Genomic DNA, 14,161 nt, shown 5'->3' on the forward strand with positions numbered 1-14,161 from the left:
TTCAAATCACATCGTGATTGAAGACCCTACACATTTGATTCGTCGAAACTTTGTTCAGTTTTCAAAGGTCTACCTGTTGGCTAATTAAGCAGCCAATCAACATAACTATTATAACATATATTAGATTAGCTTGTCAAGAAGAAATTTTAATTAATTTTGAATTCCTTTTGATCGATAACTCAATCAGTAACTTTATTAATATATCATGTCATCAAGTAGATGTCAACAACTATTTTCAACTTTTTTGTTAAACCATCTCAACAGCACTTAACTGTTTTGACAACGATAATTACTATACATGGGTTTTTGTTCCCCGTCAACTGTTTTTTCTAAAAAAATTAAAAAGTATTCTCAAGGTCATATAAACAGTTAAAAACTTCAATAGCAACTAGGTCAATATCATCAAAGCGAAAACGTTCATAAGGGCGATATCGGACAAAGATAAATTCTTCCCTACTATGGATATAAGTTACATCACATAATGGAATACCAAATTTTTCAAATGTCCGTTTCTGCCGATCTCTTGAATCATCGTTTTGCATCGCAATCAAACGTCTAATAATCACTAATAATTCTGATTCTTTCACAATGATAATCCTCCTTCATACAAATAAAGGATCGTGCTAGCACACAATCCTTTTTTCTATCTTTTTACTTTATCAGGTTTTATAAATACAGCTACAATTCCGGCGAACATTCCGAAGTAATATGTGAGTAGTCGCCATAAGATCATTGCTAAAACCAATTTTGTATTTGAGTGAATAAAACTTGCAAAGAGAACGGAAAAACTATACTCGGCTCCCCCCGCCCCTCCTGGAATTGGAAAAAGCGAAATAATCATAAAAATTAACACGTGCAAGCTGAGGACCATCACAAAATTAATGTGGTCAATTCCAAGCGCAAGCATAATAAAGTATGGGATTGCATAGTAAAAGAATAATTGAAAAATAGTTACTACGCAAACCTTAAGCAGCTTCTTATAATCTTGCTTCATTCGGAGACTCTCTTGGTAAAAAGTATCCACTTTTTCATTTAGGACAACTTTCATGTGCTCATATCGGTTAGCCTTCATAAAAATGGCAGCTGGTTTGATAACGAGGTTCATTAGTTTCTTAGTAAAACTATACCAGTACATCACCATCAGCAATCCGACAATTACCGCTAAGTGAATCAAAAAGCCAAATATTACTAGTAACGAAAGAGCATGGAGTTTCTCCGCAATAAAATGAAAGCCAATTAACAAACTAATCAAGAAGTTAACAACAATCATTGCCTGGAATACAACAAACTTCATTAAAAGAACTGAACTTGCTAATCCCCCATCAACGCCTGATTGAATCATTGCAACTAATTGCGCTGGCTGTCCCCCTGTTGAGAATGGAGTAATCCCATTAAATAGTTGTTCAATTAATGGTAATCGTAATGCATCCTTCCAGGTAAAGCCATCGTGACGATCATTCATAAATATCTTTACGACAACCGCTTCTAAACCTAAATATAAACAAATACAGCCAAGTGCAACGAGCATCCATCCCCAATTAATGGCAGAAACGTCCTGCAACAATAGGTGGATGTTTGAGTTACGTAATGAGTAGCCGAGAATTCCAATTCCAATAATTAGCATTATGCTTAATACTAACCAATTTCGTCTGCTCACTAAGCATCCCCCTTTCGCGCTTGCTCCTGATAAAACTTAGTCCAAACATCTGCCAAATGTTCTTTTGAGTACTCCTTAGCAGCTCGCTGGGCCTGATTTTGCCAATGTGCCAGTCGTGCAGGATCATTGCGTAATAATGTCAACTTCATTTGCATCTCATTGACATCTTTAGCAGGCTCGTAATCCCCTTCAATAATAGAATGATAAAGGTCAAGATCGCGCAACATTACTGGTGTCCCGCAGCTAAAAGCTTCCAAGACAGACATTGGAAATAGTTCATTATATGAAGGTAAAAGAAATAGGTCAGCAAGATTGTTCAGTTCAGCAATCTTATCCCGCGAAACGATTCCTGTAAAATGTAAATTAGCTGGTGGATTATCTACTACCTTTTTTAATTCACTATAGCCATCAGTTAAACGACCAAAAGAGAATCCGCCAGCCCAAAAAAACTCAACATCCGGATTTTGGCGAGCAAGACGGATAAAGTCGGGAACCCCTTTTCGTTCTTGAACCTGGCCGCTTCCTAATACCACAAATTTATCGGCAGCAATCCCATATTTTTTTCGGAGAGCAGTCCGCTTAACAGCCGAATATGGATGGAAACGATCATTATCAACAAAGTTAGGAATATAAGCAATCTTTTTTTCAGGAATCCCGTATGCTACTAACTGCTTGATAAAAGATGGATTTACAACTACTAACTGATCCATTCGTTTATAAAAGGCAATAATATAATGATAAAAAAGCCCGCGAAACGGTTGCGGGATTGTAAGACTTCCTTCTAACGTCTCAGGAAGAAAATGCACATAGCCAATCTTTCGGCCCCGTTTTTTTGAAAATGTTGACAAGTAAAAAAGAGGGTCGATTGTATGATAATGACTGATCTGACTCTTCCCATAACGGTTGATTTCAATTTCAAATTTGTCACTGCACTGGTTGCGCAACAAGTTAATTAATTCAAGATAGGCGCTTCCTACTCCTTGTCCCGCAACCTTATCTGCAGATGAAAACATTGTTATTTTAATCATCATTAGCTCCTTGGGCGGTGAAAAAGACGATGTGATTTTTCAGCTTGATTAAGTTCATCATGGACAGCCATATCTTTTTGACAATCCTGGTAGAACTGAACAACCTTTTCAACAAAGACTTCTGCTGAGATTTCATGTAGCTTTTGTTGCCGTCTCAACCTTGACTCTGAGTTTTTTGGTTGGTTAAGGTAAAACAGGACACCATTAACCAAGTCGGCCCGCTTTTGAAAGCTAATGCCAATCGCTGGATCATCAATCAATTGGTCAGTATATTCACTACGCATAACCACGATTGGCAAATCCGAGGCAAGGGCTTCATCATAAGTCAGTCCTTGTGATTCAGAATCGGAGGCTGAAACAAAAACATCTGCCATCTGGTAATAATGGTAAACTTCATCATTTGAAATCTCACCAGCAAAACTAATATTGTCATTAAGCTGCATTTCACGAACTTGACGCTCCAGAGTATGTCTTGCGGGACCATCCCCAACAATCAGCAACTGTGCATCAGGCTTGTAAGCAAGAATATCTGGCATTGCTTCTATTAATGAATGGATATTCTTTTCATACGCTAAACGACTAAGCGAAAGTAAAACTGGGGTCTCTTCCCCATAGCCTAGCTTTGCCCTTAAATTAGCTATTTCTTCTGCTGAATCGCGTTTACTATATACCCGTAAATTAATCCCAGTTGGAATAACACGAATTGGTGATTCCACATGATAACTGGTTAAAGTATCCAAAACACGGTCACTTGGAGCAATAATCCCAGAAATATTTTTTAAATAAAGATGAGCAAGCCGAGCAACATCATTGGGCTTAAGAATATGGCCATTCGCAATATAGTGGAGATAATCTTGATACATCGTATGGTAAGTATGGAGACAGGGAATATGCAAATGCTTGGCAACCGTCTTCCCCATAACTCCAAGCGCAAATTCAGTTTGATTATGAACTATATCTAATTGGAACTTTTTAGCAAGCTTGATAGCCCGAAATACGCCGCGCACCGCAATGCGACGATCAGAAAACGAAACAAAGGGAATGCTTGCAAAGCGGTATATCCCATTTTCAACGTCATCATGTTTCGCCTTAGGATCAGTTGTCGTAAAAATATATACATGATGTCCCTGAGCAATCAATTCATCACGAAGCGTCTTAATCGAAGTCGCCACGCCACTCACCTGAGGGAAATATGTATCTGTAAAAATACCAATATTCAACCTAACTGCTCCTTTTTCATCATAAGTTTTCTAGATAATAATTAGTCATAACTGCTATTATACTAAAGCATTCACTGAACCGCAAAACAGATTTAGGTTATTTTAAATCTTCCTTCTAATAGTGACAAGACTCAGAAAGGCTGATTAAAATTTCTTTACAAAATCTTTTAATAATGAGAATAAAAAATAACTCTCTTGACGGTGCGAACTATCAAGAAAGTTATTTTCATTTATTAAAGTTTTACCTGCGGAACATACTTTTCCACTAATTTTTGGACCGCCGCGGCAGTTTCAGCATGAATTGCCCGGTGAACTAACGGTTGTAATTTGCGCGTATTCAATTGGTTAATTAAAGAGCGAACGCGTAAAATCTGACTACTGCTCATCGAAAATTCATCAAGCCCCATTGCCATTAAGAGAGGAACTGCATAAGCATTATTAGCCATCTCTCCGCACATGCCAACCCATTTGCCTTCAGCATGCGCAGCTTCGATCACCTGCCGAACCATCCGTAAAACTGCCGGATGAAGTTCTTGATACAGGTAAGCTACTTGCTGGTTCCCACGATCAACAGCGAATAGATATTGAATAAGGTCATTACTGCCAATGCTAAAAAAGTCAACATACTTCGCAAAATGTTCAGCCATAACTGCAACTGCCGGAATCTCTAACATCATGCCAACTTCAATATTTTTAGCAACTTGAATACCCGCTTGTTCAAGTTTTTCTTTTTCTTCATCAAGAATCGCGCGCGCTGCTTGAAATTCTTCAATCGTTGCAATCATCGGAAACATAATGGCTAACCGTCCATAAACTGATGCACGAAGGAGGGCCCGCAATTGAGGACGCAATATTTCTGGGCGTGCTAACCCGATCCTAATGGCGCGAAAACCTAGGTAAGGATTATCTTCATGAGGGAGAGTAACCATCCCCAGTTTTTTATCCCCACCAATATCAAGCGTTCGTGCGACTACCCGCTGTTCATTCATCGCCGAAACAAATCTTTTGTAAGCATTAAATTGTTGCTCTTCTGTTGGCAATTCATCCTTACTCATATAGAGGAATTCTGTTCTCAAAAGGCCAATTCCCTCGGCGCCATCTTCTTGAGCATCAATAACGTCAGCAAATGTTCCGACATTAGCTCCCACTTCAAATCGGCGCCCATCAGCACTCACGGTTTGCTTATCTTTTAACGCTCCCCACTTTTGCTGCTCCTGGATAAATTTACCAGCTAACAAACGATAATGCTCAATCTCTTCATTCGTTGGATTGACAATCACTTTGCCATGAATCCCGTCAACAATCAACAAGTCGCCATCATGAATGATCGTAGTGGCATTCTTGACGCCGACAACAGCTGGTAACGAAAGGGTCTTACTCATAATCGTAAAATGAGAAGTCCGCCCCCCATTAGTTGTAACAATCCCTGCAACATATCGTTTATCAAATTGAGCAGTATCAGTAGGCGTAATATTATTAGCCACAAAGATCGCACGGTGATCTAAAAGTCCTGGATCTGGTAAGGAAACATTCAATAGGTGACTCAAGACTCGTTTGGTCACATCACGCAAGGCGGTTGCCCGCGCATATAAATACTCATTATCGTTCTTGCGTTCAAAAACACTTAAATAATAATCTTCAACGCGTTTAACAGCCCACTCCGCAGTATCATGATGGCTATTAATACGGTCAATAATCTTTTCTTGTAAAGTCGGATCGTCTAAAATCGCAATCTGGGTATCAATAATCGTCACTGCCCGCTGACCTAGCAATTCATGGGCATGCTTAGATAAATGCTGAAGTTCGGTCTTGCTTAACGCAAAAGAATCATGAAGCCGGGCGACCTCATGATTCTCATCAGCTGTATGCTGTTTTTTTATAGATAGATCTGACTCTACTAACAGATGTGCCGGAGCAATCATAATACCACTACTAGCGGCAAGTCCGGTTAGTAGTATAGACATTAGTCAGTCAATCCTTCCTTCTTCATAGTTTCAGCAACGGTGTCCAAAGCTTCTTTTTCGTCGTCACCATTAGCAGTAATAGTAACCTTAGCGTTTTGACCAACACCAAGGGACATTACACCCATGATTGACTTCAAGTTTACACTCTTACCTTCGTATGAAAGAGTAATGTCAGATGAAAACTTTGAAGCAGCTTGTACCAAAATAGTAGCTGGACGAGCATGAATACCAGTTTCAGAAGTAATTGTAAATTCACGTTTTTCCATATTAATCAGTCTCCTTCGAGCAGATATAATTAATTTATTATCAGTAGCTTTACCACTGATACACCTCGATAATTACATTTTAGCAATTGTAAGCGTTAAATACAAGGCTACATCTTGCGATTTATCGCTCTCTTAATTGATAAATAATTTTACCGCCTCGCTGCGCTTCGCCTTCAATTTGCGAACGATATGCATACGAGTGAAAAATCGGTTGAAATTGCTGAAAATTCTCGGGGGTAATTACAAAATGATCAATCTTTTTATTTCGTAAATCATCCAACAATTGTTCAAAATTTTCTTCTGCCATTCAATCACCTCAACATAAAATTCTATCTTCTTATTATACACGAAATTATGATCACCCTTCTATTTTAGCATTCATAGCTAAAGAGTGCTAAAATCAAAGTGAGCTGTTTTCGGTATTCCTAAGTAACTTAGCTATACGGGAAAGATCGCTCTTTATTTAAGAAAATATTTAAGTTTTATAGCTTGCTTTGCGATAAAAAGTAAGTATAATATTAATCAATGGTCAAGAAAGGTCAAAAAAATTCTTGATGAAACTATTTAGGAGGTATTAAATTTAGATGCAATGTCAATACTGTCATCAAAATCCAGCCACGATTCATCTTCAAATGAATTTTAATGGACAACGGATTCAAATAGACCTCTGCCAAAATTGTTATCAAAAATTACAAAATCTACAAACAGATATGATGAATGGAGGTAACGGAATGAATAATTTCGGTTTTGGAAGCCTCGAAGACTTCATGAACGCAATGAACAATATGCAAAGTCAAGCTGCCGGTGCTAATGGTCAAAACATGAACGGCCAATCCCAACGACAAGGTGGCGGACGAAATGGAAAAGGAATCCTTGGTCAATATGGGATCAACCTTACCGATCTCGCTCGCCAAGGTAAAATTGACCCAGTCATCGGGCGCGACAACGAAATTAAACGAGTAATCGAAATTTTAAACCGTCGGACCAAGAATAACCCAGTCTTGATTGGTGAAGCTGGGGTTGGTAAGACCGCGGTTGTTGAAGGCTTAGCCCAAGCAATCGTTAGCGGCCAAGTTCCTGAAAAGCTTGCTAACAAGGAAATTATCCGGCTCGATGTTGTTTCCTTAGTTCAAGGTACGGGAATTCGGGGCCAATTTGAAAAGCGGATGCAACAATTAATGGAAGAAGTTCGTAAGAATAAGAACATCATCCTCTTTATTGACGAAATCCACGAAATCATGGGCGCTGGAAATGCTGAAGGCGGAATGGACGCTGGAAATGTCCTTAAACCCGCCCTTGCACGTGGTGACTTCCAATTAGTTGGTGCTACTACCCTTAATGAATACCGGAAGATCGAAAAGGATGCAGCCCTTGCACGGCGGTTCCAACCAGTTGAAGTTGATGAACCATCCGTTGAAGAAACAATCCGCATCTTAAACGGAATCAAAAATCGTTATCAAGATTACCACCATGTTAAATACACAGATGACGCAATTGTAGCAGCTGCTAAACTTTCTGACCGCTACATTCAAGACCGTTACTTGCCTGATAAAGCCATCGACTTACTTGATGAAGCGGGATCAAAGAAGAACTTAACGCTTAAAAATGTGGATCCAAACGCAATCGAAAATGAGATCCACACAGCTGAAGCACACAAGCAACAAGCAGCTGATAACCAAGACTATGAAAAGGCAGCTTTCTACCGCGATCAAGTTGCTAAGCTTGAAAAGGCAAAGAAGGAAGCCGAAGAAAACCATACTGAAGATTCTGCAACTGTTACCGTTAAGGATATGCAGAGAATCGTTGAAGAACGGACAAATATTCCAGTTGGTGACCTGCAAAAGCAAGAAGAAAATCAACTTCGCGACCTTGATAAGAAGCTTGATGAACATGTTATTGGTCAAACCCAAGCAGTGGATAAGGTTGCCCGTGCCATTCGTCGTAACCGGATTGGTTTGAACAAGTCTGGTCGGCCAATTGGTAGTTTCCTCTTTGTTGGTCCTACGGGGGTTGGTAAGACTGAAACCGCTAAGCAACTTGCCCTCCAATTGTTTGGTTCTAAGGATGCCATGATTCGGTTCGATATGTCTGAATACATGGACAAGACCTCTACTTCTAAATTAATCGGGGCTGCTCCTGGTTATGTTGGTTACGAAGAAGCTGGTCAGTTGACTGAACAAGTACGGCGGCACCCTTATAGCTTGATCTTACTTGATGAAGTTGAAAAGGCGCACCCAGATGTTATGCACATGTTTTTACAAATTCTTGATGATGGTCGTTTAACTGATTCTCAAGGACGCACTGTTAGCTTCAAGGATACAATCATTATCATGACATCTAATGCCGGAACTGGTGATTCAGAAGCAAGCGTTGGTTTTGGTGCTGAGTCTAATGGTAGTACTCATTCCATCATTGACAAGTTGACAAACTACTTCAAGCCAGAATTCTTAAACCGGTTTGATGACATCGTTCAATTCAATGCCCTCTCCAAGGATGACTTGATGAAGATCGTTAACTTAATGATTGATGATGTTAATAACATGCTTGCTGATAAGAACTTGCACATCGAAGTCACTAACAATGTTGAAGAAAAATTAGTTGACATGGGCTTTGATCCAAAGATGGGTGCTCGTCCTCTTCGTCGGGTAATCCAAGAACAAATCGAAGACCGGATTGCTGATTACGTTCTTGATCACAGTGACGCTCATAAATTAGTTGCTAAACTTGATGATAATGGTGACATTGTTGTCGAAGAAACTGAAGAAGTACCAACAATTGCTAAAAAATAACTGAGTATAAAAACGAGGCTGAATTTTTCAACCTCGTTTTTTTATTACACTCAATTTACTTCCAAACGACGGCGGACTTCCAATACCGGAAGAGCAACCATCGGGACAATAATAATTGCCAATATCAATTCTGCGAGCCCATTAGTCGCCATGACGGTTTCTAAAGCAATTAATAAATGATTAACATTTACCCCATAAGTTTGCGCAACTGCTGGAGTACGATAAAATAGATAAATAAAGCCTAATACTAAACCAGTATTAGTAAGGGCTCCTACTATCGCAGCACTTACCGCGGCGATATATTTTGCTTTGATCAAACGACACATAAGAATAAAAGTATAGCCAGCTAAAATCCCAATCATAATGCGCGGGACAACGGAAACAAGCGGGTTAACAAAAACTAAGGGAGCAAGCGGACTACTTGGTGCCACAAATGCTCGCACCCAAGTCAGGAGCCCCCAAATACCACCAATAATTGCGCCATCAACGGGACCCAACACAATTGCCGCAATAATGACTGTTACATGAAGGGTCGTAATACTAAGCGGCCCCAGCGGAATGTTGCCAAAAAATGGGACAAAATCTTGTAAGAGAATAATTGCGATAAAAATTGCTAATGTCGTATTGTGCCTAATTTGTTGGTGCCGAGTTTTTGCCATTTTTCTTCTCCTAAATAAATTTGAATAGGCTTATTGTAATAAAAAAATCACCTATTCGCAATTCTCAAGAGAAATATGGTTGTTCCTTATCGTGTCAGCTACTAAAAAGCGCTATAATAATAGAGAATTAAGGTTACGGAGTGTTAATAATGATTGACAAGTTTAAAACAGGAAATCCTATCTGGGTTTACTATAATGATATTGATTCAGGAGCAAACCTTACCGTCCCGCAATTATTACGCGGATTCATCGGTCAAGAATACCAAATTGAACAAAAGCAATTTCCTAATTACCGATATGTAAAAACTGAAGGTGAAACTAAGGGAACATTTGATATGCGGCAACGAATTGTGCACCTTTTTTATCGGAAACAAAATTGGGGAGAGGTTCAATCGATTGAAATGTACCTCCACCTCGATGCTCCTACACAGGTATTTGATACAGCTGGTGGAATGCCAGTCGGTGCCCCTCTCCCTGCTGATATTACAGTTAAATCCTTCCACCGGGTTGCGACTAAGAATGGTCAGTTTTGGTACGAAATTGGCGCTGACCAATGGATTAAGTATGATCAAATGCACGTTGTTGATAATCCATTCAACCAGGATATCCGGAAAGAAAAGTCAAAACTCATTAATAATTTAACGGTAATTCCCTTGAAGAATGTGCAGGCCAAAGTCGATTATCTCCATAATAAGTCAATCAATGTTTATGATGCGCCTTATGGAAATAAAGTGGCAGAGATTCCAAACGGCGAAACAATTACCCTAATTGGAAAATTAAACGATAATGATGAGATTACCTGGTACCAAGTGGGTCGCAGGAAATATATTACTAGCAACTACATTCAAATTGAATATCCGGAAGATGATGAATAAAAAAGCGAGGCGATTGGTGAACTTCACCTTTCCGCTTCGCTTTTTGATATTCATTAATTAATCCCGCCGTAATTGAATTTTATTATTAAAGAATCGCGCTAAAGCATAAACGATGATTAAGTAAATAACTAAGATTACCCAACCAGTAACGTTTGAGATTATGATTGATTTAAAGACACCACTAGCAGAAAGCGCTGGGATTAAGCCAACCAGTGAATAAGCTAACATCATCAATAAAACTAGGCACGCCATCGGAAGCCCAATTCCCACAATCCATTTCCAGCGACGGTTTAATAGGGCAAAACCATTACCAATTGCCATCATCGTTAAAGAAAGACTGAAGTACGATAATAAACCATGCCAAGCAGAAGCAAGATCAAACGGTGTATTCATTAAGCCCACAAGTTGGGCGATAAACCAAACTACTAATGTCATTAGGAAAAGAGATAAAATCCGCCCTTGCCATAATGTTTTACGAGAAATACCGTTTTGAATTGCCCATTTAAAGTCAGTATAAGGAGTTACAAGGAAAATCGCCATTAAAAGTACGTTTAAGATTGATGAAGCTATACCTGGAAGAGCTTGGAGACTAACCAAGAAAGATTCAAGGTTGTGTGAAATAATTAATCCAAATAGGTAAGTTATCAATGCTATTCCCAGCCCCCAACCTAAGGCAATTCCTGTAGCGTGACCCGCTTGTTGAAACATGGTTGAAATAACGAGGCTTCTTTTTTGATTTTCCATTAGTATTCTCCCCCATTCGTTAAGTAAATGAATAAATGCTGCAAATCATAATGACCAATCTTGACTTGATCAGGAATCACACGCTGTTCATCTAAGTGATCAAGTAAGTAGGCAGTCTTAATATTACCCAGCATCTCCGTTTTAAGCACTTTTAAGCCTTCAGTATACTCATCAACCATTTTTTCCGGACCACTAATTGTATAAGCCTTGGCTAATAAACCTTCTGTATCCTCATTAATAATGATGTGGTGTTGATCCATGATGAGAACATGTTCGACTAATTGTTGAATTTCTTCAATTAAGTGGGTTGATAAGACAAAGGTTCGTGGTCGTTCTTGATAAGTTTTAACTAATTCTTTATAGAAGCTATCACGGTGATTAGCATCTAAACCTAAAATCGGTTCATCTAATAGAACATAATCGGCATTGACTGCTAAGGCGACGATTAGCTTGGAGGCCGTCCGCTGCCCAGTCGATAAGTTAGTAATCTTCATCCGGTCATTCAAGCCGAATACCTTGAGAAGACGGTTGGCTAAGTCATAGTCAAAGTTATTATAAGCGGCATCGGCCAAGTCAAAGGTTTGACTTATCTTCATGTGACGCGGATAAAGATTAACTTCACTCATCAAAAAGATCTTGCTGAGGAGGTCATCATTGTTATTAACATCTTCATTACCAATTTGTACTTCCCCACTCGTTGGAAAAATCCGGTTGCTCATAATATTAAGAAGAGTCGTCTTCCCAGCCCCATTCCGGCCAAGGAGACCATAAATTTTAGCAGGTTCTAGGGTAAATGAAATATTATCCAATACTGTTTGGCGTCGGTACTTTTTAACAATGTTTTTAACTATTAATTGATCCATCATTCTCACCTCGTTCGATTAAGTCTAACAAATGCTGCTTGGTAATTCCGAGCTTACCCGCTTCAACTAGCAAACTCTTTACATAGTCGTTATAAAAACTTTCTTTACGTTGTTCCATAATTTTTTGTTGTGCACCTTTTTTTACAAACATCCCTAGTCCACGTCGCTTTTCTAAGAGGTCTTTATTAACTAAAATATTCATCCCCTTAAGGACTGTCGCAGGATTGATATGCAATTGCTGAGAAAGCTGGGTCGTTGACGGTACCTGCGAACCTTCATCAAAGCCCCCAGAGAAAATCATCTCTTCAAGCTGGTCGGCAATTTGCTGATAAAGCGGCGTCGAATCATTAAAGTCGAAATTCATAAGTGCACCTCCTCGTATTCTATAAATATATCCTTACGGATTTTGCTACATTACAACTTGTTTTCTGGTCACCGCATGATAACCTCTAATTATCATTGGCTTTGGTCAACTGGTATAGGTTAATACCTCCTGTAGTTTTTAACTACTTATGAAGTCTGCCGCCCAGCCAATCTACTGATTTTCGAACTCACATGCTGTATCGATTAGATAGTTTACTAATTCAGAGTAGGATTAGGTGCAGCTTTAACTCTCTAACCAATGAATACTGATACTTGCGAGGATGTTTTTAGTGATTGTAATTAGGGGCTATCATGCAGTGATCAGATTAAGACCAGTAAATTTTAATGAAAGGAGGCCATTCCAATGAAACTTTTTGTCGGTATTGACGTTAGCTCAAAAGATTTAGTAACTTCAATGATTTCTGAAGAAACAACTGAAGTTGTTTTCCATGGTAACTTTGTTAATGATTTGAAAGGCGCAACAGAATTAAAAAACATGATTATCGATACGGCGAATTCAAATCATCTCGACCAAGTTGTGATTGGCATGGAAGCCACTTCCATTTACAGCTTTCACCCAGCAATGTTTTTCCAAGAAGACTCGGACCTTAAAAAGTTCAATACACAATCCGTGGTTATCGATCCTAAGAAAACTAAGCGCTATCATGATGTCTTCGCTGAAGATAAAAATGATCAAATCGACGCTTTTTACATTGCTGACTTCCTACGTGTTGGACGCTATTCAGTAGGGATTGTTCGTCAAGAGAACTACATTGCCCTGCAACGCTTAACGCGTTCCCGATATGAGCTTGTTCAAAGCTTAGCTCGGGCTAAGCAACACTTTATTGAGAACCTATACTACAAGCTCAATAAATTAGTAATTTCTGATGAACTGAATACTTCTATCTTTGGTTCAACGATGATGAGTCTGCTAACTGAAGATATGACTACTGATGACTTACTTAATCTTTCGATTACTGATTTAGCCGATTATCTGAATGAACACGGCCGGGGTCGCTTCGCGAACCCTGAAGCCTTGGCGAAAATAATTCAAAAGGCAGTTCGTGCTTCTTATCGTTTAGACAAAGTAATTGCTAATTCAGTTGATACAGTTCTCTCCGTTTATGCCGAGGAAATTAAAGCTTTTCAGAAGATGATTAAAGACCTCGACAAAGCAATTGAGAAAGTAGTTCAAGTAACTGATGAAGAACAGATTTTGCGCTCCATTCCCGGAATTGGACCAGTATACGCTGCTGGTATTTTAGCTGAAATTGGTCAAATCGAACGATTTGATAATGAAGCTAAATTGGCTAAATATGCTGGGCTTTCCTGGCGAGAAAAGCAGTCCGGAGCTTACGCTAGTGATAATACTCCGCTCAAGAGAACTGGTAATGCTTATCTTAGATACTATTTGGTTGAAGCTGCCAACAGAGTTAGAATCCAAGATCCAGTTTTTGGTGAATATTATCGGCGTAAATATCAAGAAGTAAAGCATACCCCATCAAAACGCGCTCTCGTCCTTACCGCACGTAAACTTATTAGGGTGATTTTCTTCCTACTCAAAAATCATCAAATCTATCAGGAAAAGAGGTAATTGGTATAGGAAGATAAACTGATTCTCGACGCTTAGCTTTTAAAACACCTTGGGATCAAGGCTTATTTAAGTGCGTCAAAAATCTGGTCAAAACAAGTTTGTCAGTGATAATTTTATCTTGACTTATTACCACATGACT

The 14,161-nt window shown here is 39.1% G+C and carries 14 protein-coding genes; 3 read left to right on the plus strand and 11 right to left on the minus strand.

From position 1 onward, the window contains the following. Positions 1-338: 338 nt before the first annotated feature. The 7 genes from LMB56_RS07730 to LMB56_RS07760 form a co-directional block, all read right to left on the minus strand. Positions 339-587, minus strand: a complete 249-nt coding sequence (locus LMB56_RS07730; protein ID WP_003664336.1) for a YkuJ family protein — start codon at positions 585-587, stop codon at positions 339-341. 56 nt (positions 588-643) lie between these two features. Further along, complete coding sequence (locus tag LMB56_RS07735; protein WP_085680000.1) at positions 644-1,657, minus strand: lysylphosphatidylglycerol synthase transmembrane domain-containing protein; 1,014 nt, start codon at positions 1,655-1,657, stop codon at positions 644-646. Continuing rightward, positions 1,657-2,685 (minus strand): glycosyltransferase family 4 protein, encoded by a 1,029-nt coding sequence (locus LMB56_RS07740; protein ID WP_011953518.1) that lies wholly within the window; start codon positions 2,683-2,685, stop codon positions 1,657-1,659. The genes LMB56_RS07735 and LMB56_RS07740 overlap by 1 nt, the downstream gene beginning before the upstream one ends. 2 nt (positions 2,686-2,687) lie before the next feature. Beyond that, on the minus strand, positions 2,688-3,905 hold the full coding sequence (locus LMB56_RS07745; RefSeq protein WP_229283534.1) for a glycosyltransferase family 4 protein: 1,218 nt from the start codon (positions 3,903-3,905) through the stop codon (positions 2,688-2,690). A gap of 233 nt (positions 3,906-4,138) precedes the next feature. Next, positions 4,139-5,869, minus strand: a complete 1,731-nt coding sequence (gene ptsP / locus LMB56_RS07750) for a phosphoenolpyruvate--protein phosphotransferase (RefSeq protein ID WP_229283535.1) — start codon at positions 5,867-5,869, stop codon at positions 4,139-4,141. After that, positions 5,869-6,135: a phosphocarrier protein HPr gene (locus LMB56_RS07755; protein ID WP_003664342.1), complete on the minus strand. Its 267-nt coding sequence runs from the start codon at positions 6,133-6,135 to the stop codon at positions 5,869-5,871. The genes ptsP and LMB56_RS07755 overlap by 1 nt, the downstream gene beginning before the upstream one ends. A gap of 121 nt (positions 6,136-6,256) precedes the next feature. Continuing rightward, positions 6,257-6,442 carry a hypothetical protein gene (locus LMB56_RS07760; protein ID WP_003674706.1) on the minus strand — a complete coding sequence of 62 codons (186 nt, stop codon included), beginning with the start codon at positions 6,440-6,442 and terminating at the stop codon, positions 6,257-6,259. 277 nt (positions 6,443-6,719) lie between these two features. Between LMB56_RS07760 and LMB56_RS07765 the strand changes: the two genes are divergently transcribed. Next, positions 6,720-8,924, plus strand: coding sequence for an ATP-dependent Clp protease ATP-binding subunit (locus LMB56_RS07765; protein WP_085650050.1), 2,205 nt, complete (start codon positions 6,720-6,722; stop codon positions 8,922-8,924). 50 nt (positions 8,925-8,974) lie between these two features. Here the strand turns inward: LMB56_RS07765 and LMB56_RS07770 are convergent, their stop codons facing one another. Beyond that, positions 8,975-9,583, minus strand: a complete 609-nt coding sequence (locus tag LMB56_RS07770; protein WP_035155275.1) for an ECF transporter S component — start codon at positions 9,581-9,583, stop codon at positions 8,975-8,977. 149 nt (positions 9,584-9,732) lie between these two features. Here LMB56_RS07770 and LMB56_RS07775 point away from each other — a divergent pair, with 149 nt between their 5' ends. Further along, the gene (locus LMB56_RS07775) at positions 9,733-10,458 is read left to right on the plus strand and encodes a MucBP domain-containing protein (RefSeq protein ID WP_229283536.1); all 726 of its coding nucleotides are present in this window, start codon (positions 9,733-9,735) and stop codon (positions 10,456-10,458) included. Between the two features lie 57 nt (positions 10,459-10,515). Here LMB56_RS07775 and LMB56_RS07780 read toward each other — a convergent pair whose 3' ends face one another. The 3 genes from LMB56_RS07780 to LMB56_RS07790 are packed head-to-tail and all read right to left on the minus strand — an operon-like array spanning position 10,516 to position 12,429. Next, on the minus strand, positions 10,516-11,202 hold the full coding sequence (locus LMB56_RS07780; RefSeq protein ID WP_229283537.1) for a hypothetical protein: 687 nt from the start codon (positions 11,200-11,202) through the stop codon (positions 10,516-10,518). Then, positions 11,202-12,068 (minus strand): ATP-binding cassette domain-containing protein, encoded by an 867-nt coding sequence (locus LMB56_RS07785; protein ID WP_229283538.1) that lies wholly within the window; start codon positions 12,066-12,068, stop codon positions 11,202-11,204. Before LMB56_RS07785 ends, LMB56_RS07780 begins: the two co-directional genes overlap by 1 nt. Beyond that, a complete protein-coding gene (locus tag LMB56_RS07790; protein WP_003664355.1) occupies positions 12,046-12,429 on the minus strand; it encodes a GntR family transcriptional regulator in 384 nt (127 codons plus the stop codon). The genes LMB56_RS07785 and LMB56_RS07790 overlap by 23 nt, the downstream gene beginning before the upstream one ends. A gap of 363 nt (positions 12,430-12,792) precedes the next feature. Here LMB56_RS07790 and LMB56_RS07795 point away from each other — a divergent pair, with 363 nt between their 5' ends. Next, the gene (locus LMB56_RS07795; protein WP_229282092.1) at positions 12,793-14,022 is read left to right on the plus strand and encodes an IS110 family RNA-guided transposase; all 1,230 of its coding nucleotides are present in this window, start codon (positions 12,793-12,795) and stop codon (positions 14,020-14,022) included. Positions 14,023-14,161: the final 139 nt, after the last annotated feature.

It is taken from the genome of Limosilactobacillus reuteri, assembly GCF_020785355.1.
Lineage (GTDB): Bacteria > Bacillota > Bacilli > Lactobacillales > Lactobacillaceae > Limosilactobacillus > Limosilactobacillus reuteri_I.